At 60.1% G+C, this 22,675-nt stretch carries 19 protein-coding genes; 17 read left to right on the top strand and 2 right to left on the bottom strand.

Annotated elements, in window-relative coordinates:
* Nucleotides 1-128: 128 nt before the first annotated feature.
* From DMO26_RS22845 to DMO26_RS22815, 7 genes are all read left to right on the top strand, one after another.
* Entirely contained in the window at nt 129-2,072 is a 1,944-nt protein-coding gene (locus tag DMO26_RS22845; RefSeq protein ID WP_117194458.1) for a BTAD domain-containing putative transcriptional regulator, read from the top strand.
* A 9-nt stretch (nt 2,073-2,081) separates the two neighbouring features.
* The gene (locus tag DMO26_RS22840) at nt 2,082-2,513 is read left to right on the top strand and encodes a hypothetical protein (RefSeq protein ID WP_117194457.1); all 432 of its coding nucleotides are present in this window, start codon (nt 2,082-2,084) and stop codon (nt 2,511-2,513) included.
* A 72-nt stretch (nt 2,514-2,585) separates the two neighbouring features.
* Nucleotides 2,586-3,734, top strand: a complete 1,149-nt coding sequence (locus DMO26_RS22835; RefSeq protein ID WP_226951389.1) for a YcaO-like family protein — start codon at nt 2,586-2,588, stop codon at nt 3,732-3,734.
* A gap of 7 nt (nt 3,735-3,741) precedes the next feature.
* Nucleotides 3,742-4,440: a TfuA-like protein gene (locus DMO26_RS22830; RefSeq protein ID WP_117194455.1), complete on the top strand. Its 699-nt coding sequence runs from the start codon at nt 3,742-3,744 to the stop codon at nt 4,438-4,440.
* Nucleotides 4,441-4,449: 9 nt separating this feature from the next.
* Complete coding sequence (locus tag DMO26_RS22825; protein WP_117194454.1) at nt 4,450-5,649, top strand: hypothetical protein; 1,200 nt, start codon at nt 4,450-4,452, stop codon at nt 5,647-5,649.
* 108 nt (nt 5,650-5,757) lie between these two features.
* Complete coding sequence (locus DMO26_RS22820; RefSeq protein ID WP_117194453.1) at nt 5,758-6,177, top strand: helix-turn-helix domain-containing protein; 420 nt, start codon at nt 5,758-5,760, stop codon at nt 6,175-6,177.
* Nucleotides 6,178-6,277: 100 nt separating this feature from the next.
* Entirely contained in the window at nt 6,278-6,505 is a 228-nt protein-coding gene (locus DMO26_RS22815) for a hypothetical protein (RefSeq protein ID WP_117194452.1), read from the top strand.
* 126 nt (nt 6,506-6,631) lie between these two features.
* On the opposite strand, the gene DMO26_RS22810 is transcribed toward DMO26_RS22815, so the two are convergent.
* Nucleotides 6,632-7,546 carry a hydrogen peroxide-inducible genes activator gene (locus DMO26_RS22810; protein ID WP_117194451.1) on the bottom strand — a complete coding sequence of 305 codons (915 nt, stop codon included), beginning with the start codon at nt 7,544-7,546 and terminating at the stop codon, nt 6,632-6,634.
* Between the two features lie 204 nt (nt 7,547-7,750).
* On the opposite strand from DMO26_RS22810, the gene katG reads away from it, so the two are divergent.
* Entirely contained in the window at nt 7,751-9,934 is a 2,184-nt protein-coding gene (katG, locus tag DMO26_RS22805) for a catalase/peroxidase HPI (protein ID WP_117194450.1), read from the top strand.
* A gap of 94 nt (nt 9,935-10,028) precedes the next feature.
* On the opposite strand, the gene DMO26_RS22800 is transcribed toward katG, so the two are convergent.
* A complete protein-coding gene (locus DMO26_RS22800) occupies nt 10,029-10,925 on the bottom strand; it encodes a LysR family transcriptional regulator (RefSeq protein ID WP_117194449.1) in 897 nt (298 codons plus the stop codon).
* A gap of 203 nt (nt 10,926-11,128) precedes the next feature.
* Here DMO26_RS22800 and DMO26_RS22795 point away from each other — a divergent pair, with 203 nt between their 5' ends.
* The 9 genes from DMO26_RS22795 to DMO26_RS22755 all read left to right on the top strand — a co-directional run bounded on the left by DMO26_RS22795 (nt 11,129) and on the right by DMO26_RS22755 (nt 22,661).
* On the top strand, nt 11,129-12,103 hold the full coding sequence (locus DMO26_RS22795) for an ABC transporter permease (RefSeq protein ID WP_117194448.1): 975 nt from the start codon (nt 11,129-11,131) through the stop codon (nt 12,101-12,103).
* Entirely contained in the window at nt 12,100-12,999 is a 900-nt protein-coding gene (locus tag DMO26_RS22790) for an ABC transporter permease (RefSeq protein ID WP_117194447.1), read from the top strand. Before DMO26_RS22795 ends, DMO26_RS22790 begins: the two co-directional genes overlap by 4 nt.
* 5 nt (nt 13,000-13,004) lie before the next feature.
* Nucleotides 13,005-13,976, top strand: coding sequence for an ABC transporter ATP-binding protein (locus tag DMO26_RS22785; protein WP_117194446.1), 972 nt, complete (start codon nt 13,005-13,007; stop codon nt 13,974-13,976).
* Nucleotides 13,973-15,010 (top strand): ABC transporter ATP-binding protein, encoded by a 1,038-nt coding sequence (locus tag DMO26_RS22780; RefSeq protein WP_117194445.1) that lies wholly within the window; start codon nt 13,973-13,975, stop codon nt 15,008-15,010. Before DMO26_RS22785 ends, DMO26_RS22780 begins: the two co-directional genes overlap by 4 nt.
* Before the next feature lie 19 nt (nt 15,011-15,029).
* A complete protein-coding gene (locus tag DMO26_RS22775) occupies nt 15,030-16,604 on the top strand; it encodes an ABC transporter substrate-binding protein (protein ID WP_117194444.1) in 1,575 nt (524 codons plus the stop codon).
* Nucleotides 16,605-16,745: 141 nt separating this feature from the next.
* Nucleotides 16,746-18,650, top strand: coding sequence for a CocE/NonD family hydrolase (locus tag DMO26_RS22770; RefSeq protein WP_117194491.1), 1,905 nt, complete (start codon nt 16,746-16,748; stop codon nt 18,648-18,650).
* Between the two features lie 15 nt (nt 18,651-18,665).
* Nucleotides 18,666-19,820: a CapA family protein gene (locus DMO26_RS22765; RefSeq protein WP_117194443.1), complete on the top strand. Its 1,155-nt coding sequence runs from the start codon at nt 18,666-18,668 to the stop codon at nt 19,818-19,820.
* A 142-nt stretch (nt 19,821-19,962) separates the two neighbouring features.
* Nucleotides 19,963-20,718 (top strand): helix-turn-helix domain-containing protein, encoded by a 756-nt coding sequence (locus tag DMO26_RS22760; RefSeq protein ID WP_226951388.1) that lies wholly within the window; start codon nt 19,963-19,965, stop codon nt 20,716-20,718.
* Between the two features lie 23 nt (nt 20,719-20,741).
* Nucleotides 20,742-22,661 carry a hybrid sensor histidine kinase/response regulator gene (locus tag DMO26_RS22755; RefSeq protein ID WP_117194442.1) on the top strand — a complete coding sequence of 640 codons (1,920 nt, stop codon included), beginning with the start codon at nt 20,742-20,744 and terminating at the stop codon, nt 22,659-22,661.
* Nucleotides 22,662-22,675 lie beyond the last annotated feature (14 nt).

Genomic DNA, 22,675 nt, shown 5'->3' with positions numbered 1-22,675 from the left:
AAGAGCGCGGAATCGGCGCCAAATCCTACTTTTGGTTTTATCATTTCGGATAACTACCGGACGTAGCGTCACGCCAACGTCAAATCGAGTGACGACTCCTCTTTCAATTTCTCATTGGTCGTTGTTAGATGGCAAATCATGGGGGTGATCGAGTGGCAGGGGACACCGAGCAGATACCGATCCGTTTCTTTGGCGTTCCGCGCTACGAGGCGGGGAATCAGGCGTTTTTCCCTGCCAAGGGGTTTATTCTGGTTGCCGCACTTCTGCTGGCGCCCGGTCAGACGCTGACCCGGCAGGCTGCCGCATCGCTGCTGTGGGAAAACGTCGAGCAGAAAAGGGCGCTGGGCAATCTGCGTCAACTCTTGCTGAGATTGCAGCAGTTTGCCAAGGATGACGAGCCGGCCGTCGTGCTGACCGGCAACGATCTGGCAGCCGGGCCGGCCGCTTACCGTTCCGATCTCGCAACTTTCCTTTCGGCGGCTCAATCCGACGATATCGAAACGAGGAAACAAGGCATCCTCTGCGTCTATGGAGAGCTGCTTCAGGATGTGGAAGCGTGTGACGAACAGTTCTATCTGTGGCTCCTGTCGGAGCGAAACCGGTTGAAGGAGCTTTTCTTTTCCACGCTCGGCCAGCTGCTGGAAGACATTACGCGGTTCGGCGGCAGGAAGTCGAGCCATATCGCGGCGCTCGCCGACTGTGCGCTCCGGCTGGAACCCGATCGTGAAGAAACCTATCGCAGCCTGATGATGGCTTATGCGCGGACCGGCGATCACGATGCCAGCCAGCGCATATACGACAATCTTCTCCGGCTCCTCAGGACGGAAGGACGGCACGCAGAACCTGCGACGCTTGCGCTTCATCGTCGCATCAGAAGCTATGTGGCTGATAACGATACCAAAGCCAGTTCCGTGGAGCGACCGAGCGGTTCAAGGCCGCGCGTCGCGTTCATGCAGCCGGTCGGCTTCGACAAGGAACCGGCAGTGCCGGTCATCCAGGCCTTTATCGAGGATATTGCCAACAGTCTGGTGCGATACAGGACATTTACGGTCCTTTCGCCGCACAGCAGTTTTTCGACGGCACACGACGCGACGGGCGAACGATATCAGGTCCTGCGGGCGGATTATCGTGTTCAATCGATGGTATTCGACGATGCACGTCTGTCCATCGCCCTGATCGACGAAAGAACCGCAGAGATCATCTGGTCGCTCGAAGTGGTCCTGAACGAACGTCAGGTTCATGCTGCCTTCCGCCTCCTATCCAAGCAGGTAGCCGGTGCCCTTGCCGAGCGGCTCGAGCGGCATCAGATCGAACCGGGGCGAAGGCATGAGGCTTCCGCCTATCTTCATCTGCTGGCCGGCCAGCAGCTCATTCGGGGGAAATGCGATCTACCGCTGTTGCGGCGGGCGCGCGCCGAATTCCGCAAGGCGGTGGATTTGGATCCCAGCATGTCCGCGGCGCGGGCGCGGATCAGCCAGACTCTGCAGCTGGAATGGCTGATGCTTGGCGGGGGAGACCCCCATCTGCTGCACAGGGCCAGAGCGGAGGCCGAGGCTTCGGTCGAGATCGATCCGGCTCTCGGCATAGGTCATTGGATGAGCGCCGTGATCGCGCTCCACCAGCGGGATTTCGACACATCGGCCGACAAGTTCTTTGAAGCCGAAGCGCTGGCTCCGAATTCGGCGGATCTTCTTTTACAGCACGCCGATGCACTGGCTCATTTCGGGCAGACTGAAGAAGCATGGGAACGCTTTCAAAGGGCAATAGACATCAATCCCTATGCTCCGGATATCTATTGGTGGGCCGGCGCAAGTATCGCGCTCAAGCGTGACGATTTCGGTACGGCCGTGCAGCTTTGCGGTCGCATGGAGGACGATGAATCAGCGCTTCGGGTTTTGACCGTAAGCCACGCCTTGAATGGCGACCTTGCGACGGCAAGGGAATACGGGAAGCGTCTTCAAGACAATCATCCGGGCATGACGGCCAGGCAGATTAGCCAGTTGTCGCCTGATCGCGATCCCGCAGTAAATGAAAAGTTATACCAGGCATATCGGCTGGCAGGCATCAAATAAGGGGGCATTATGTCAAACTCGCAATTTTACATTATTGGAAAGAAGGGCGCCGGCGTACTTTTCGTCCGGACATCTCCGCTACGGGTCGCATCCGTTTCGCATGAGGCCATTGTTGAGTATGAGGCCTCTCATCCCGGCGTGGACGGTTACGCGCGCATAGCCGGGGCGGGCAAAGCGATGCTGGTCGGACAGGATGGTCAACCGGATACGTCGCTTGACGAGGTTCAGATCAAGGGGGTCGAATCCATTATTGCATCAGGCGCCGTGATATCCGAGGCCGATTTTGTGTTCGTCGGAGAGGTCGTCGATGCGGGCTGGGACTTCAATCGCGTGATCCAACTTCCGATCGAAAGCGCTCTCAAGGCGGTTGGCCCCTCCGGCGCGTCGGCGGGTCAATTGTTTGAGGCGATCCTGTCGGACAGGCCGAATACGACACCGTAACCGATGGGGTGTGACAGCGCTGTCGCCTCCATTCCTTTCGGGGACGGGGAGGAGGCCTCTGCGATAGAATCCTTGATCGATGATTCCGGATTGTTGAAACGGTTCGGGATCACACGCGTCGGCGACATCACGGATCTGGATATCGTTGGTATACCGGTGTGGTTTGCTGTCCGGCCGAATTCCCGTGGCCTTTCTGTTTCGCAGGGCAAGGGCATCACTGCCAGGCAGGCGAGGCTTTCGGCCGTCATGGAGGCGATCGAGGGAGCCGTCGCCGAGGATACGCAACGGCACGTCAAAGAATATGGCTCGCTGCGAATGATGCAGGGACGGCGTGCCTCGCTCGTGCCGTTGAGCGCGAGCGCTCGCGTCGACATGACCCGGCTTGATCCCGATAGAGAGCGAGCATGGGTGCAGGGTTATTCCGTTCGGACGGACAGCGCCGTTTTTGCTCCCTACGAACTTGTCGGCATGGATTTTCGTGCAGACTTTCCGTGGGACCGGCTGGCTTTTCACATGAGCTCGCAAGGGTTGGCGGCAGGTTTCGACCATGATCGAACCATTCTACACGCGCTCCTGGAGCTCATCGAGAACGACGCCTGCTTCGCCGTCGATGCGTTTGCAACCCGGCAGCTCGCCATCCGCTCCATAGCTCTCCCGACCGGAGTATCCGAAGACCTCGATGGGCTTCTCAATCGGTTGGAGAATATCGATCTTTCCCCACGCCTTTTTGACCTCACGAGCGCCAACGGCGTGCCTGTGATCATGGCCGCTCTTCCGCGGTCGGTCGTTGCACCGAATGGTCCGGGAACCCGCATCTCCGCTGGGGTGGCTTGCCGCTTGGACATATACGACGCGGCCGTGGCGGCGCTTCTCGAAGCGATCCAATCCCGGTTGACGGATATCAGCGGGGCTCGTGACGATCTGTCGGCCGATCGTTATGACGGAGATAAGGCCGTTGCGGGCTGGCGCAGTTTGCCTCAGGTCCCGGTCATGAGACCGGTATCGATCGAACTGGCAAGCGGGGATATGGCCACGCCGGTTTGGCGCCGGCTTGCCGATCATCTTTTTGCAGCCGGTGTCGACGATATCTATGTCTTCCCGCTGGAGAGCGGCGTGCCGGGCATTACGGTCATCCGGGTGCTTGGCGGCGGCCTGGCGGCAGCGTCCGGCGGGGTGAACAGCTTCTCCGTCGGCGCGTTGCACAGTCTCTTGAGAGGGTGAGGCGCGATTGAAGACTATCGTTTTTGCAGGCCCCTCCGTGTTCGGGGTAGACCTTGGCGCCTTCACCAACGTCGAATTTCGTCCGCCGGCTGCGTCGGGTGATCTTCTGGGCGCCGTCCGAGACGGGGCCAAGGCGATCGGTCTGATCGACGGTCTCTATGGTGATTGCGCAGCCGTCTGGCACAAGGAAATCCTTTATGCGCTCTCAAACGGCGTATTTGTAGCCGGGGCTGCAAGCATGGGGGCGCTACGGGCTACCGAATGCGAAGCCTTCGGAATGATAGGATTGGGGGAGATCTTCCGGGAATACCGCGACGGAATCCGTAGCTCGGATGCCGATGTGGCGGTGAGCCACGCGCCGGCGGAGCTTGAATATCGTCCCTTGACGATCGCGTTGGTCGATGCCGAGGCCACCATCAAGGCCATGGAGGGAGTCTTCGACGAGGATCAGCGCGTCCGGCTGAGCGCCGCGGCACGGCGTCGGCATTTCTCCGCCAGAACATGGCGCTCGATCGTTGCCGATGCCGGTCTCGATCCGAATGTAGCAAAAGTGCTCGCCGCGGCTGCGATATCGGTGAAACAGGCCGATGCGCTTTATCTCCTGGCTGCACTGCAATGCGGCGAGATCGTACGGGAGCAGCCGCGCCACTGGACGTACCAGACCACCCTGTTCTTCGAGAATATGGCGGCACGGCAAAGAAGATAAGAGCGTTCGATGGGTCAGGCGGCGGACATGCACCTTGTTTCGGATTGCGGCGGTCTTGTCAGCCAGATCGCACTGGCGATTCCTGCTGCATTCTTTGAAAAGGCGCAGGCGGGTGACTGGTTTCGGCCATTGGTACCGATCGGAAACCTGTTGGCCGCGTTGCCGGCAAATGTTGAGGCGATCCTGCTGATGGATCAGGCGTCTCTGACGAAAGGTCGGTCGTGGATCGACGCGCTCGATCTGAAATGCACGGTTATTCTTGTTCCAGGCTCGAAGGCTTCCGAGGTGGTTTCGACCCCATGGGTTCAGGATGCGTTTCTGGTCCGAAAGAGGGTCAGAGACGGTGATACCGCTGTCGAAATCCTCGCGCCGGAAGACTGCGGGCTAGGGAGGCAGTTTGCAGCTTTTCTTAGGACGTCTATCGGAAGCCTCCCGTTCCATTTGCCGGGTGGTAACCAGTTGGTCGGACCGGATTTCCGGCTACTGGGTCATTCCAGCATCCTGTCCGGCGGCCTTGGAGCGGCTACCGGTCCGCTTATGTGGACCCTTGAGCGATTGGAAGCGCTGGATGAGCGCCCGATCCGCGTATTCGGGTATCATCCCGGCGATCTCTCCGAGAACCTGACGGCCAACAACCTCAGCCAAGCCGCATCGATCCGAGGATCTGCCGACGACCGGCAGCTCGTGTCGGAAGAAATCGAATATCTCGCCCGTGGAGGGCATCAATTCGGCTTTCATGTGGATCAGTTCGTTTCCGTCACAGGGCTTCAGCGGAATGGGCGCCCATTGCTGCTTTTGGGCGAGCCCTGTTCAGCCGACAGCCGATCGAATCCGCTGATTGAAAATGCACGACGGCAACTCAATGCGTCCGCGGTTTCGTTGCGCCGTCAGGGTTTCGAGGTGCTGCGAAACCCGGTGCCCTACGTCGTCGCCCCCGACAGCGGAAAACGGCTTCCACGCCTCTACAACAATCTCATGCTGGAGAACACGATACGCTCAGGCCATAACAAGCCGCTGGTATGGCTTCCGCAATTTGGAGACGTCGAAGAGCTGGACAAATTCGACCGAATGAATAGGGAGATCTGGGAAGGACTTGATTTCGAAATCATGCCGGTTCCGGGCTGGAGTTATTTTGCCAGCAGAAACGGCGCTCTCCGCTGCCTGTCAAAAGTTATTAATCGCAGAGAAACCGTAGCAGGACAGATCTAGCGCTTGCACTCGTTTGGCCTCGATAAATTGTATTGCGCTAATATTCCAAAGGCACATATAGTAACTCAGAAGCGCCGCTTTTTTGAGCACGGCCCAGGGGACCTTTATATGCACACAAAAATGCCGAATTCGATCGACGTCCATGTCGGATCCCAGATACGCTTACGTAGAAAGTCTTTGCGCCTTAGCCAGACAACGCTTGGGGAACGGCTCGGCATCACCTTTCAGCAGGTCCAGAAATACGAGAAGGGAACCAATCGGGTTGGCGCTTCCCGCCTGCAGGCGATCGCCAGTATCCTCGGTGTCGAGGTGGCATTCTTCTTCAACAGCCTCGCCGGGGATACTTTGCCCGTTCCGATGCACGGGGAGGATGAAGGCAATACGCTGCGTTCCTTTGTCAGCTCCAATGAAGGATTCGCTTTGAACCAAGCATTTTTTAAGATCAAAGACCCTCTCACGCGCCGTCGTATAGTTGCACTTTTGAAATCATTGGGTGAAAGCTCGGTCGAAACCGATGAAAAGGCCTAGTTGGGCTTGTTTGACATCGGCGTGACGATGCTGTGACGCTTCATGTGATGCAGTAAACCTTGACGCAGAAGATTTGCGTTTGGAACACTGCGGGGATCGCATGAGTAAAAACAAGACCGAAACCGATCATGATGCGGCCGATATACTGGCTCTCGGGCGCATGGTCTCCTACGCCTGCCAACGTGCCCAGTCCATGAAGCTGGATTTCTCGACCTACTGCCTCGAGCTGGCCCTGACGTCGCTCATCCAGGATATGACGAAGGCCGGAGTGGCATTGCCTGCAAACGAGCCTCCGGCTGGCGATTTCGCGCGACCCGGTCTGCATTGAGCGCAGACGCTTGTCCGGGGCAATGGTGCACTCTGTGAGAATTGAAATATTCTCGTGAGGCTTGGCGCCCGATGTTGCAGGGTATTGCTAGGTGCAGCCAAGGTGTAGTCGGGAAGCGGATGTTTGTCATGGAGCGGCAAACTGGCCGCGCATGGTATCGGCCGACTGGCGGACCGCCTCGGAGATCCGCAGGAATTGATTGACCAGAGGCGTGGAGTTGCGCCAGATCATTCCGATGGCGCGTGAGGGCCGGGGTGCCTCGAATCGAGAGATGGAAACATGCGCAGAGCGTGTTTCCACCGGTATCGCCATTTCCGGGATCAGGGTTATGCCGATGCCGGCGCTCACCATCTGCACCAAGGTGGAGAGGGAGCTACCCTCCATGATTTCCCGCGGACGGGTCGCGCCTATCTTGCAGAACGACAGGGCCTGGTCGCGGAAACAGTGACCTTCCTCGAGCAGAAGCAGACGCATTTCGCGCAAGGCTTCAGGCTCGGGTACCGGTTTGTTTTCATCCTCCTGCCGTCGTACCAATACGAATTCCTCTTCGAACAGTTTTAACTCGGTCAGGGATGGTTCCGAGACGGGCAAGGCGACGATAGCCACATCCAGCTCGCCTTGCGCCAGTTCCTGAACCAGTTTCGCCGTTAGCGTCTCGCGTACGTCAATCTGAATGCCGTCGAATGTTCTGTTCAGGTCGTTTATGATCACGGGCAGGAGATAAGGCGCGACCGTCGGGATGATCCCGATGCGTAAGCGCGTCAGAAATGGCTCTCGCGAGGCGCGCGCCAAGTCACCTAGTTCATCGACGGCTCTCAGAATGTCGCGGACCCTGAGCGCGAAAGTCTGACCGAAGGCGGTCAATTTCACCTCGCGGGCATTCCGCTCGAAGAGGTCGCTACCCAGTTCCCGTTCAAGCTCCTTGATCTGCATCGACAAGGCCGGCTGGGAAATCGCACAGGCATCCGCGGCGCGCCGGAAGCGGCCGTCGCGCGCTAAAGCTTCGAAATAACGCAGTTGTTTCAGGGTCAGATTTTTCATAATCCTAGCTTATCGCAGCGATCAGTAAATCCAACTTAAATTTATGGCCTGCTTCCGATATGGAGGATGTACGGGAGGAAGCGTCGATCTGACCCTGGCTGAACGGTGGGGTCACGATATGAAAAAGCGCAACCGAACCACGCGGTTTGGGGGATGATGCTCCCTTTGCAAGGCAGATAATTGTAGCAATCAAGGAGAAAAGTCATGGATGCGAAATCTAGCGAAAACGCCGGCAAGTGTCCGGTCGCCCATACGCCTCGCGGCAGAACCAACCGCGAATGGTGGCCCAACCAGCTGAACGTCCAGATCCTTCACAACAATTCCGGTCTTGCCGATCCGATGGGCAAGGCGTTCGATTATGCCGAGGAATTCAAGAAACTCGATCTCGACGCGCTGAAGAAGGATCTTCATGCCCTGATGACGGATTCGCAGGAGTGGTGGCCGGCCGACTTCGGACACTATGGTGGCCTCTTCATCCGCATGGCCTGGCACAGTGCCGGCACATACCGCATTACCGACGGTCGCGGCGGTGCAGGCCAGGGGCAGCAGCGTTTCGCCCCGCTCAACAGCTGGCCGGACAATGCCAACCTCGACAAGGCCCGTCGCCTTCTCTGGCCGATCAAGCAGAGATACGGCAACCGGATTTCCTGGGCCGACTTGATGATCCTTACCGGCAATGTCGCCCTGGAATCCATGGGCTTCAAGACGTTCGGTTTTGCCGGCGGCCGTGCCGACGTGTGGGAACCGGAAGAGCTCTTCTGGGGTCCGGAAGGCACCTGGCTCGGAGATGAGCGCTATAGTGGAGAACGCCAATTGGCCGAGCCGCTCGGTGCCGTCCAGATGGGCCTCATCTACGTCAATCCGGAAGGTCCGAACGGCAATCCCGATCCGGTCGCCGCTGCGCGCGACATCCGCGAGACTTTCGCCCGCATGGCGATGAATGACGAAGAGACCGTGGCGCTGATCGCCGGCGGCCATACTTTCGGCAAGACTCATGGCGCCGGCGACCCTTCCTTCATCGGCGCAGAACCGGAAGGCGGCGAGATCGAAGACCAGGGCCTCGGCTGGAAGAGCAAATTCGGCACGGGCGTTGGCAAGGATGCCATCACCGGCGGTCCGGAAGTTACCTGGACGCAGACACCGACGAAGTGGAGCAATTACTTCTTCGAAAACCTCTTCGCCTACGAATGGGAACTGACCGCGAGCCCGGCCGGCGCCAAGCAGTGGAAGGCGAAGAACGCCGAGGCTTCCATTCCGGATGCCTACGACGCTTCAAAGAAGCATGTTCCGACCATGTTGACCACCGATCTGTCGCTGCGTTTCGATCCGGTCTATGAGAAAATCTCGCGCCGCTTTCTCGAAAATCCGGACCAGTTCGCAGACGCCTTCGCCCGCGCCTGGTTCAAGCTGACCCACCGCGACATGGGACCGAAGGTCCGCTACCTCGGTCCGGAAGTGCCTGCCGAAGACCTGATCTGGCAGGATGTGATTCCGACCGTCGATCACCCGTTGGTCGATGAGAATGACATCGCCGATCTCAAAGCCAGGGTGCTGGCCACCGGGCTTTCGGTGCAGGAACTGGTCTCGACGGCCTGGGCTTCGGCATCGACTTTCCGCGGTTCCGACAAGCGCGGCGGTGCCAACGGTGCGCGTATCCGTCTTGCTCCGCAGAAGGACTGGGAGGCCAACCAGCCGGCGCAGCTCGCCAAGGTTCTCGGCATTCTTGAGGGTATCCAGAAGGACTTCAACGCTGCCCAGAGCGGTGGCAAGAAGATTTCGCTGGCCGATTTGATCGTTCTTGCCGGCGCTGCCGGCGTCGAGAAGGCAGCAAAGGCTGCAGGCCAGGACATCACCGTGCCGTTCACGCCGGGCCGCATGGATGCCTCGCAGGAACAGACGGATGCGGCGTCGTTCGCGCCGCTCGAGCCGCGGGCCGATGGTTTCCGCAATTATGTCAACAGCGGCAAGATGCAGTTCATGCAGGCTGAGGAGGCTTTGGTGGACCGCGCTCAGCTTCTGACGCTGACTGCGCCCGAAATGACGGTGCTCATCGGCGGCCTGCGTGTACTGAAGGCCGGTCAGCCGGAACATGGCGTCTTTACGGACAAGCCTGAAACGTTGACGAATGACTTCTTCGTCAACCTGCTCGACATGGGCACGGTCTGGGCTCCGGTTGCCGACAAGAAGGGCGTTTACCAGGGCACCGACCGCAAAACCGGCGCCGCCAAATGGACCGGTACCCGCGTCGACCTGATTTTCGGCTCGCATTCGCAACTTCGCGCCATCGCTGAAGTCTATGGCCAGTCCGATGCCAAGGAGAAGTTCGTGAAGGACTTCGTCGCGGCATGGACGAAGGTCATGAACGCCGATCGTTTCGATCTGGTTTGATCACGACACTTGCTTGGACGCAGCGACACGTTGCGTCCGAGCACTATCCGGCTTCGGTTGGGCCTGTCGATTTTTCCGAATTCCGGTGCCCCGTTCAGGGCACGGTATCGACCGGCGGCGTCTTGATAATGTTGATGAATGCCTCGGCCGTCCAGGATAGTGGCGCGCCTGGCATGGTAATGATCCCGTAGTCGGCGATCTTGTCCGGCAGGAAGGGCCGCATGACGATCGCCTCGCTGAGGAAGAATTCGGCGATCAGCGTCGGCACGATCGCGATACCGAGTCCTTGCGCGGCGCAGGCGCAGGCAGTTTCGACCGAATGGACTTCAAGGCTGCATCGATAGCTCGGCACCATGCGCCGCAGCTCATGTTCCAGTTCGTTTCGGTTGATGCGCTGCCGGCCAAGGAGGATCAGATCGTTGCGGGCAAGATCGTTGACGTCGATTGCCCGCTTTGCCGCAAGCGGATGCCCGGCCGGCATGACGCAGGTCGTGCCGCTGGAAAAAAGCGGGCGGGTATCGAAGGAATGCTCTTCCGGGGGAAGCCGCACGAAACCCAGATCGGCCACGCGACCGCGTACCATTCGCTCGATCGCATCATAGGGACCGCTCAAAATTTCCACCGTCACGCGCGGATGATCCGCTTTAAACCGTGCGATGATGGGCGGCAGCATGGTGGTCGACAAGCTGTGCGGAAAGGCGACCCGGATCAGCGCCTCGCCGAAGGCGCCGGAGCGCACGTCGCCGATTTTGACGCGCAAGCGCGAAATGCTCTGTGCAACGTCATCTACTTCGTCGACAAGGAGATGCGCCTCGGGCCTTGGTATTAGGCGGCCTTTATCCCGCAAAAAAAGTTCCCGGCCGATCTCTTCCTCCAGCGAGGCGAGCTGACGGCTGATCGCCGACTGCGACAGGCCGAGCTGGGCCGCCGCCGCCATAGTCGAACCGGTATCCATGATCGTTTTGAAGATTTCGAGCTGCTTGAAGTTCATGAGGCGATCCTAGGGGCAACAGGCCGCTGAACACAAGCGAATGCGATTATCCGCGCGTGAAACGCATAGGCTCATGCGTTTCACTCATAATATTGTGCATCTTCCACGCCCGGTTATCGTCGGCATCAACAATAAATAAGGGAACCTTCTTTCATGGAACTTCTCTGTCCCTGCGGGGCAAAGGGTAAGCCGGAGCGCACGTTATGACGGTCTTCGTCATCCGCCGCTTCATGCAGAGCATCGCCGTCCTCGCCGTGACCGCGGTCATCGTCTTCATCGGCATCTACGCGATCGGCGATCCGGCTGAAATGCTGATCGCTCCGGATGCGAGCCCTGCGGAGCGTGCCCAGGTGATCGCCTCGCTCGGCCTCGACAAGCCGCTCTGGGAACAGTTCTTCACCTTCGTCTGGAACGCGCTGCACGGCGATCTCGGCCGTTCCTTCGTTTTCAATCGTCCGTCCATCAGCCTGATCTTCGAACGCCTGCCGGCGACCCTGGAGCTGACGCTGGTCGGCCTGTTCATCGCGCTCGTCATCGGCATTCCGCTCGGCCTGCTTTCCGGTCTGAAACCGAACTCTGCGACCGACGAGGTCATCATGACGGGCTCGATCTTTGGTTTTTCGCTGCCGAGCTTCTGGCAGGGCATGATGCTGATCATGATCTTTTCCGTCTGGCTCGGCTGGCTGCCGTCGACGGGACGCGGCCAGATGGGTGAATTTCTCGGAATTCATTCGAGCCTCTTCACGCTGGATGGCCTGACGCATCTCATCCTGCCGGCGATCAATCTCTCGCTTTTCAAGCTGTCGCTGGTGATCCGCCTGACGCGTACCGGTGTGCGTGAAACCATGCCGCTCGATTTCGTGAAATTTGCCCGCGCCAAGGGGCTTTCCGAGCGCCGCATCGTCTTCGTGCATGTGTTCAAGAACATCCTGATCCCGCTGATCACCGTGATCGGACTGGAACTCGGCAGCATGCTGGCCTTTGCGGTCGTGACCGAGACGATCTTCGCCTGGCCGGGGATCGGCAAGCTGCTGATCGATTCGATCATGCGGCTCGACCGGCCGGTCGTGGTCGCCTATCTGCTGGTCATCGTCAGTCTGTTCATCTTCATCAATTTCGTGGTCGACGTGCTCTATTCGCTGGTCGATCCGCGCGTTCGGCTGGGAGAGGCATCATGAGCGCCGCCGCCCTTTTCCGCGGAGATATGCTGGTCGGCCGGCTGCTCACCGGCATCAGCCGCAGCCCGAAGGCGGTGGTCGCTGCCGTGGTCTGCGTCATCCTGCTGTTTGCCGCGGTTGTTGGTCCGTATCTGACGCCGCAGAACCCTTACGACCTTGCCGTGCTGGATATCCTCGATTCCAAGCTGCCGCCGGGATCGGAAAGCATGGATGGCCTCGTCTATTGGCTCGGAACGGATGGCCAAGGCCGCGACATGTTCTCGGCGATGATCTACGGCCTGCGCACCAGCCTCGGCGTCGGCGTGTTTTCCGGCCTCGTGGCGCTGGTGATCGGCACATTACTCGGCTTGATTGCCGCCCATTTCGGCGGTCGTATCGATGCGCTGATCATGCGCGTCGTCGACCTCATGCTCGGCTTCCCGACCATTCTCGTGGCGCTGATGCTTCTGGCGCTGCTGGGCCAGGGGCTCTGGAAGGTGATCTTCGCGCTGATCCTGGTGCAATGGGCGACGTTCGCCCGCGCTGTCCGCAGTGCGGCCCTCGTCGAGAAGAACAAGGACTATGTCGAGGCGGCAGTGACGCTCGGCATCGGCACGCCGCGCATCCTGATCGGCCATATCCTGCCGAACTGCCTGCCGCCGCTGATCGTCATCGGCATGCTGCAGGTGGCAAACGCCATCTCGGCGGAGGCGACGCTGTCTTTCCTCGGCATCGGCCTGCCGATCACCGAGCCGTCGCTCGGGCTTCTGATCGCCAACGGCTACCAGCTGCTGATGTCGGGCGAATACTGGATCAGCGTCTATCCGGGCGTGCTGCTGCTCCTGCTGGTCTTTTCGATCAACATCGTCGGCGATCGCCTCCGCGAAGTGCTCAACCCCCGTTTGGGCGAAAGGTAAGCGCGATGACACCCGTCCTCGAAGTCAAAAACCTTTCCACCCATTTCATGACCCGCCGCGGGATCCTGAAGGCCGTCGACGACGTGAGCTTCACGGTCGGAGAGCGCGAGATCGTCGGGCTGGTCGGCGAATCCGGCTCCGGCAAGTCGATCACTGGCTTCTCGATCCTCGGGCTCGTCGATCCGCCCGGCCGGGTGGTCGCCGGCCAGATCCTGTTCAACGGCGACGACCTCTTGAAGATGCCGCCGGCCGCCATGCGGACGATCCGGGGCAAGCGCATCGCGATGATCTTCCAGGATCCGATGATGACGCTGAACCCGGTTCTTTCGGTCGGCACGCAGATGATCGAGACGGTGCAGGCGCACGACAGCGTTTCCCGGGCCGAGGCACGGCAGCGCTCGCGTGATGCGCTCGGCCTTGTCGGCATTCCTTCGCCGGAGGAGCGGCTGGATTCCTATCCGCACCAGTTTTCCGGCGGCATGCGCCAGCGCGTGGCAATTGCCATCGCCCTCCTGCACCGACCGGACCTGATCATCGCCGATGAACCGACGACGGCGCTAGACGTGACGATCCAGTCGCAAATCCTGTTCGAGATCAAGCGGCTTGCCGGGGAGTTCGGCATGGCGCTGATCTGGATCAGTCATGATCTCGGTGTGGTGGCCGCCCTTGCGGACCGTATCATGGTGATGTACGCAGGAAGGGTCGTCGAAGCGGGACAAGTGGACGGTGTGCTCACTGAGCCGCGTCATCCCTATACGTCCGGCCTCCTGAGTGCTGTCCCAGCCGCCGTGCCGCGCGGCGAACCGCTGCGGCCGATCCCCGGTTTTGCCCCGTCGCCCCTGTCGCGTCCTTCGGGTTGCGCCTTCCGCGACCGCTGCGCCCGCGCAACCGAAATCTGCGCCACCGAACCCATGCTGGAGATCGCCGCCGGTCGCGAATTCCGCTGCTTCCATCCACATGTCGGGAGGGCCGCATGAGTATGCCCCTTATCGAGGCCGTCGATGTCAGCCGCCGCTTCTCGCGCAAGCTTGACTATGCGGAAAAGATTGCCAACCTGTTTGGCGCTGGTCTTGAAGAGAAGACCGTGCACGCGGTCGATGAGGTCAACCTTGCCGTCTATCCGGGTGAGGTCGTCGGCCTCGTCGGTGAATCCGGCTGCGGAAAGTCGACGCTCGGGCGCGTCATGGCCGGCATCATGCCAGCAAGCGGCGGCGAAGTGCGCTGGCAAGGCAAACCGCTGATCTCCCTGCAGGGTGCAGAAAAGCGCAATATGCGCCTGTCCGCCCAGATGATCTTTCAGGATCCGATGTCGACGCTCAATCCGCGCAAACGGGTGATCGATCTGATCGGCGAAGCGCCCAAGGTGCACGGCATCGCCAAAGGTCGGCAAATGCGGGACTATGTCGCGTCGCTTGCTGAGCGGGTCGGTCTCGATGCGTCCTATCTCGACCGCTACCCGCATCAGTTCTCCGGCGGCCAGCGGCAGCGCATCGGCATCGCCCGGGCGCTGGCGGTGAAGCCGAAACTGCTCGTCTGCGACGAATCCGTCGCGGCACTCGACGTCTCGATCCAGGCGCAGATCCTCAACCTGTTTATGGACCTGAAGCGGGAATTCGGCCTCACCTATCTCTTCATCAGCCACGATCTTGGCGTGGTGAAGCATATCTGCGACCGGGTCGTCGTCATGTATCTCGGTCGTGTCGTGGAAAGCGCTACGCCGGACGAACTCTTCGGCAACCCGAAACATCCCTATACGCAGGCGCTCATCCGCGAACTGCCGACGGTCGCCGACCGTCGTCGTACATTTACACCGATCAAGGGTGAGATTCCGTCACCGCTCCATCCGCCAACGGGATGCCATTTCCATCCTCGCTGTCCGAAGGCTTTCGACCGCTGCCGTATCGAGCGGCCGGTCCTGAAGGAAAATGCCGCGGGTCATGTCAGCGCCTGCCACCGGAATGATCTTGCCGCAAATGAAACCACGAATGCAACGGCCGAACCGGCCATCTAAAAAGGAAGGGAACAGATCTATGAAATCGATGAAATTCCTGTTGGCAGGCGTCGCCGCCACGGTGTTCACGATGGGCGCGGCGCAGGCCGCCGACCTTACGATCGGCAGTGCCACCGAACCGTCCGCGATCGACCCGCAGTTCTCTCGCACCGGCAATAACCAGAATATCGCCCAGTCGGTGTTCGACCGTCTGGTGCAAACGGATGCGGCGATCAACATGGAGCCGGCGCTTGCCGTGTCCTGGGCCAATACCGACCCGCTGACCTGGCAGGTGAAGCTCCGCAACGGCGTCAAATTCCATGACGGCAACCCGCTGACGGCCGAGGACGTGATTTTCTCGCTCACCCGCGCCAAAGACATTCCGAACAGCCCTGCACCGTTCTCCGGCAACGTGGCGGCGATCGACAGCATGAAGGTGATCGACAACCTGACGATCGAGTTCAAGACCAAGAAGCCGACACCGGACTTCATGGAGCAGATCGGCTTCGTCTATATCGTCGAAAAGAAGGTTGCCGAGGGTGCCAAGATCGAGGACTTCAACAGCGGCAAGGCGGCGATCGGCACGGGTGCCTACAAGTTCAAGTCCTGGACGCCGGGTGACAATCTGCAGCTTGCCCGCAATGACGCTTTCTGGGGTAAGAAGCAGGATTTCGACAACGTCACGATCAAGTTCATCTCGAACGATGCTTCCCGTGTTGCAGCGCTACGCTCTGGCGCCGTCGACCTCATCGACGCCGTGCCGCCGGGCGACGTGAAGACCATTCAGGGCATTTCCGGCCTCAAGGTCTTCTCGACCGCGTCATCGCGCCTGATCTACCTCGCGCTCGACAGCGCCCGTGACAAGAGCCCCTTCGTCACCGACAAGGATGGCAAGCCGCTCGAAAAGAACCCGCTGAAAGACGTCAAGGTCCGTACCGCGCTCTCCGAACTCATCAACCGCCAGCTCATCATCGACCGCATTCTCGACGGTTCGGCGGAAGCTGCCGGCCAGCTCGTGCCGAACGGCGTTGCCGGCAACGATCCGTCGATCAAGGCCGTCGCGTTCAATGCGGACGATGCTAAGAAGCTCCTCGCCGAGGCCGGCTACAAGGACGGCTTCGGCATTACCATCCACACCTCCAACGATCGCTTCCCCGGCGACGCCGAGGTCGCCCAGGCGCTCGGCCAGATGTTTGCCCGCGGTGGCCTGAAGGTGAACGGCGTCGTCGCCCAGCCTTACAACGTTTACACCAAGGGCGCCTCGGCTGGCGAATTCTCTGCCTTCATCTTCTCGCTCGGCAATTCGACTCCGACGTCCGCGACCGGTCTCCGCAATCTGCTGATGAGCGTCAACAAGGATGCCGGCGCCGGCTCGTTCAACCGAACCAAATATTCGAACCCCGCCTTCGATCAGGCTATGCAGACCGCGACCGCCGAGTTCGATGCCAAGAAACGCATCGAACTGCTGCAGAAGGCGACCAACATGGTCTTCGCCGACGTGCCGGTCATTCCGCTCTATTGGCAGAAGGTTCATTGGGCCGGCAAGGCGAACCTGACCTATGTCGCCAACATGACGGAAGACACGACGCCGGTGCTGGCCGGCACCGCCAAGTAAGCTGCAAAGGAGAGGGCGGGCTGTCCACAGAGGTGGCACCCTCTTTGCCGTCATCCTCGGGACAAGCCCGAGGATGACGTGGAATACGGGGCGGAGGTTTGTCATCAAACTGGTTCCCCCAATATTTTCGAGGATATGGACATGGATACCCTGACGCCATCGCGCTTCGAGGTGATAACCGACGACGTGGTCGTCGAACGCGATGTGACAGTGACGATGCGCGACGGCATAAGGCTCGCGACAGATGTCTACCGTCCTGCCAAGGACAGCCAGGTGGTCGAAGGCAGATTGCCGGCGATCATGGAGCGCACGCCCTACGGCAAGGCGGAGCGCTCGCGCTCCGAGATCGAAGTGGGCATGGCGGAGCCGATGAGGCGCCATGAGGTGGCAACCTATTTCGTCCGGGCGGGATATGTGGTGATCTATCAGGATTGCCGCGGCCGCCACAATTCCGAAGGCGAATTCAGCAAATACATTTCCGAAGCCGCCGACGGCTACGATACCGCCCGCTGGCTGGTGGAACAGGACTGGTCCAACGGCCGGTTCGGCACGATGGGCCTTTCCTATGCGGCGCATACGCAGGCGGCGCTCGCTTGCCTCAACCCGCCGGGGCTGGCCTGCATGGTCATGGATTCGGGCGGGTTTTCGAACGCCTACCAATGCGGCATCCGCCAGGGCGGCGCATTCGAACTGAAGCAGGCGACCTGGGCCTATAACCAGGCGATCGGCGAGGGCGATGAACTGGCCCGCGCGGCGATCGAGGCCGAGGACGTCCGCGCCTGGTTCAACGTCATGCCCTGGAGCGAAGGCAACTCGCCGGTGCGCTGGATGCCGGAATACGAGAGCTACCTGCTGGAACAATGGCGCAGCGGCACGTTCGACGAAAGCTGGCGCCGCGTCGGGCTCTATATGGAGGGCTTCTACGAAACCTTTCCGGAAGTGCCTGTCGTGCTGATGTCGAGCTGGTACGACGCCTACGTAAAGTCGACCCTCGACAACTACCGCGGCCTTTCCGGCAAGAAGAGCCGGCCGCTGCAGCTCATCATGGGACCGTGGCTGCACGGCAATCGCAATACAACACTCGCCGGGGATACCTCTTTCGGGCCGACAGCGCCGCTTGGCGGCAATGTCGTCGAGAGCTGGCTCGCCTTCCGCCGCAACTGGTTCGATCGTTGGTTGAAGGGTAAGGAAAACGGTGTTTCCGGTGAGCCCACAGTACGCGCCTTCGTCATGGGCGGTGGTTCCGGCAGCCGCACTCCTCAAGGCCTGCTGGATCATGGCGGCCGCTGGATCGAGGCCACGGACTGGCCGCTGCCGGGCACCGAATTCCGCAATTTTTACATCCACCAGAACGGCTCGCTTTCCACGGACAAGCCCAAGGCCGACGCCGCTCCCTTCGTCTACGATTTCGATCCGAAGAACCCGGTGCCGACCATCGGCGGTTCGCTGACCAGTGGCCAGCCGATCTTCGAAGGCGGCGGTTTCGACCAGCGCGAGGGCGAACAGTTTTACGGTTCGAAACACCTCGGTCTGCCGCTTTCGGCCCGTGCCGACGTACTCTCTTTCGAGACCGAGGTTCTGGTCGAAGACATCGCCGTTGTCGGCCCCATCACTGTTGAGCTGTACGTTTCTTCGGATGCTCCGGACACCGATTTCACGGCAAAGCTCATCGACGTCTACCCGCCGAGCAAGGACTATCCGACCGGTTATGCGCTCAATATCACCGACGGTATCATTCGTTGCCGCTACCGGAAATCCTTCGAGAAGCCGGAGCCGATCGTGGCGGGCGAGGTATTGAAGGTGACGATCGAGCCTTTCGCGACCGCCAACCTCTTTGCCAGGGGGCACCGCATCCGGCTGGACATTTCCTCGTCGAACTTCCCTAAGTACGACGTCAACCCGAACACCTATGCGCCAGAGGGCCGGGGCCGGGCGACACAGGTCGCCCGCAATACGGTGTTCTGCGATGCCATACGGCCTTCGGCCATCCGCTTGCCGATCGTCGGCCGGGAGGCGATGGTGGCGCTGAAGCCTTTCGGAAAATGACCTCGGGATCCGACAATGCCGCTCACCGTCGCCGTCACCGGACAGATCCTCATCCACGGCCCGCTCGATCTCTCAGGTGAGGAGCAGCGCGAAGTCATGAATTTCCTGAAGGCGGACGTCACCTTCGGAAACCTGGAGGCGACGGTGAAGACAGTGGGCGCCTGGCCGACTAAGACGAAGACGCTCCATCTCGCCTCGACCGAAGCACTTGCGTCGGTGCGGCAGCTCGGCTTCAACGCCGTAACGCATGCCAACAACCATGCCTTCGACCTCGGCCCGCCTGGCATAGCCTCGACACGGATTGCAGCAGAGGCATCGGGACTGAAAATTGCCGGGAGCGGCGCAAATATCGATGAAGCCGCCGTCCCGGTGATCATTCCCGGACAGGACAAATCGCTGGCGATTTTCTCCGTCGACCTCGGTCCGCAGCCGGACATCAACTATGCCTCGTCCGACCGAGGCGGCATTGCGCCGCTTCGCATGAGGCGGATGGTCACCGTGCCGTCGGCGGAGTTCGAGACCCTTAAAAGGATCGTTGGTTCGCTTGGCGACGACAAGCGCGCCGCAGCTCGTGCAGCAGTCGGATATGACCTCGGAGAGCGCCCGGAACTCGAAGTCTTCGGCACCTCGGTTGCGATAGGTGGCGAAATCGGCGCTCGTTGGACAGCAGATGAAAAGGACAGGGCGCGATTGATCACCGGCATCACTGCCGCCAAGGCTGCAGGTCATCTGGCGGCGGTGGCGATCCACGGCCATCACTGGGACTCAAACTGGAAGGCCTCGCCTGACTGGCTGCTTGATCTCTGCCGCGGCCTGATCGATGATGGCGCGGACCTGATCCTCGGCACCGGCGCCCCCGTCATGCAGCCCGTCTCCTTCCACCGAGGAAGGGCGATCATTCCCGGGCTCGGCAACTTTGTGTTCCACACTCGACGGTCGGCAACCTATGACGAGAAGGGCGTCGATGTCTGGCGCAGCGCCGCGATCCGCTTGACCCTCGTCAATGACGGCGCTTGTGAAAAGCTTGAACTGTTGCCGATCGCCGTTGCCAGGCCGCCGAAGGATGGGCCGCCACAAGGGCCTGTACCGCTGAACGGCGGCGATGCGGCCGATATCCAGGCGAGAGTGCTGGCCAATCTTCGTCCGGAAGACAGGCATCTCGTCGCCTGACGGGTTTGTTTCTCCTCGTTGCAGCCCCGCCGTCGCCGCTGTTACAGACTGTTACAAAATCGCACCATTTTTCACACGCTCGGCATTCGGATGTTACTGCGCACTGGTGAATTGCCTCTATCGACGAACGGAGGCGAGGCCAGTGTTTCTCACCAGCTATGCAAATGCCCATCAGATTGCGAAAGCCACTCCTTTCCAGGAGGCGGAATGCCTGCATGCGCTTTTTACCAAGCAGCCGGTTGAACATTTCATGCCCGGTCAGCCCCTGTTCTTCGAAGGCGACGAGGCCAAACATGTCTTCGAGGTAATGGAAGGCACGCTCCGGATTTTCCGGATCATCTCCGACGGCCGGCGTGTGATCACCGGTTTTCTCTATGCCGGCGATATCGTCGGTGTCTCGCTGAAGGAAAGATATCTTTACAGCGCCGAGGCTATCGCTCCGGCAAAAATCCGCAGGCTGACCCGTAAGGCTTTCGACTGTGCCGTCGCCGAATCCGACGAACTCCGCCCGAAGGTGTTTTCGAAAGTGTGCGACGAGATGGCCGCGGCCCAGGATCAGATGGTGCTGCTGTCGTGCAAGAGCGCCGAGGAACGGCTCTGCACCTTTCTCCACAAGCATCTGCAGCGGACGACGACTGAAGGTGGCCGTGCAGCGGTCATCGAACTGCCGATGACCAGGCAGGACATGGCAGACTATCTGGGGCTGACGATCGAAACGGTTTCCCGCTCCATCACCAAACTTATCGGCAAGGGTGTCGTAAGCGTCGCAAACCCTGCGGCACGGCATCTCATCAAGGTTGAAAAACCTGGAGCGCTTGCACAACTCGCCGGAGACGGCGATGAATACCAGGAAGCGCGGCGTGATCTTGCAGTCCAGGGGGATCGTCGGCGCCACTGACGATTTTTACCCACGGGACCGGAATGAACGGCACGACGCGCAACGAAGCAACCGAACACCTTCTCGACGCAGTCACGAATGTGCTCAATGACGCAAACCTTATTGTCCATGGAGAAGATGGAATCATCGGCCGATGGACGAGCGGTTGCGAGCAGCTCTATGGCTGGACCAGAGCGGAAGCGGTCGGCAAGGTGGCTCACGAGCTCCTTGCAACGCAGTTTCCGCAGCCGATCGGCGAGATTCGCCGGCACGTCCGGATGCATCATTCCTGGGAAGGTGAAGTCGTTCATCGGCACAAGAACGGCCGGGCGGTGTTCGTGGCAACGCGATGGGTGGCCGTCAACCCGTCCGGAGGTGGCTCGACGGTCATCATCCAGACCAACAATGACATCACGGAGATGAAAAGGGTGCAGAATAATCTGGCCGAACGGGAAGCGCATCTGCGCTCGATCCTGGACACCGTCCCCGAGGCGATGGTGGTTATCGACGAGGCCGGAACGATCACATCCTTCAGTGCGGCAGCGGAGCGATTGTTCGGTTATACGGAGGACGAGGTCTTCGGACGAAACGTCAAGATCCTGATGCCGTCACCGGACCGCGAGGCGCACGACAGCTATATCTCCCGCTACTTGCACACAGGCGAGCGCCGCATCATCGGTTACGGGCGTGTCGTCACAGGACAACGCAAAGACAGATCGGTGTTCCCCATGGAGCTTGCAGTCGGCGAAGCCGTGACGGACGGCAAACGCATCTTCACTGGCTTTATCCGTGACCTGACCAGTCGTCACAAGATCGAGGAAGAGCTCAGGCAATCGCAGAAGATGGAAGCGATCGGTCAGCTCACCGGCGGCCTCGCGCATGATTTCAACAATCTCCTGACCGTCATCAGCGGTAATCTGGAAATGATCGAGGACAGGCTTGCGGATGAGAGATTGCGCATCCTGCTGCGCGAGGCGCAGGATGCCGCCGAGGATGGCGCCAAGCTCACAGGTCAGTTGCTGGCTTTTGGACGCCGCCAGCCGCTCAATCCCAAACTGGTGGATGTCGGAAATCTCGTGTCCGGATTTTCAGACCTGCTGCGTCGCACGCTCGGTGAGACGATCGAATTCAGGACCATCGTCAATGGGGCTTCCAATGAAGCCCTGGTCGATGGCTCCCAGCTGCAGAACGCGCTTTTGAACCTCGCTCTCAATGCGCGTGACGCGATGCCGCGCGGTGGCAAACTGACGATCGAGATTTCCCGAGTCCGCCTGGATGTCGACTACGCTCAGATGTATCCGCACGCCCGCACCGGAGACTATGTCTTGATCTCTGTGACGGATACCGGAACAGGCATGACCTCCGACGTCAAGGAGAAGGCCTTCGAGCCTTTCTTCACCACCAAGGGTCTTGGTTCGGGAACGGGCCTTGGGCTCAGCATGGTCTACGGTTTCGCCAAACAGTCCGGCGGCAACGTTCATATATACAGCGAGCCCGGACAGGGCACGAGCGTCAGGATTTTCCTGCCCGCAGTCAGCAAGCTCGTTTCTGGTGTCGAACCGGAGAGTACGGGCATCCAGAAGGCGCCGGACATTCCGGCGGGCACGGAGAAGATTCTCGTGGTCGAGGATGATGCCAGGGTGCGCCGGGTCACCGTCTCGCGCTTGACCGGTTTCGGCTATACGGTCGTGGAAGCATCGACGGGCGCGGAGGCGCTGAATCAGCTCGCCCGCAATGATGACATCGCGCTCCTGTTTACCGATATCGTCATGCCCGGCGGGATGACGGGGGACGAACTGGCAGTCGAAGTGCGTACCCTGCGACCGGAAATCAAGGTGCTTTTCACCTCGGGGTATGCCGAGCCGGCGATTGCCGGGCGCGAGCTTGCGCAGTCGGGAAGCTGGCTCAAGAAACCTTATACCGCGCGAGAACTCGCGAAGCGGCTTCGGGAACTCTTGGACTAAAACACCTAGGCTCA

The sequence above is a fragment of the Rhizobium terrae genome (assembly GCF_003425685.1).
Lineage (GTDB): Bacteria > Pseudomonadota > Alphaproteobacteria > Rhizobiales > Rhizobiaceae > Neorhizobium > Neorhizobium terrae.
The sequence above is the reverse complement of the archived record's forward strand: the minus strand, read 5'-3'. Positions and strand labels throughout refer to the sequence as shown.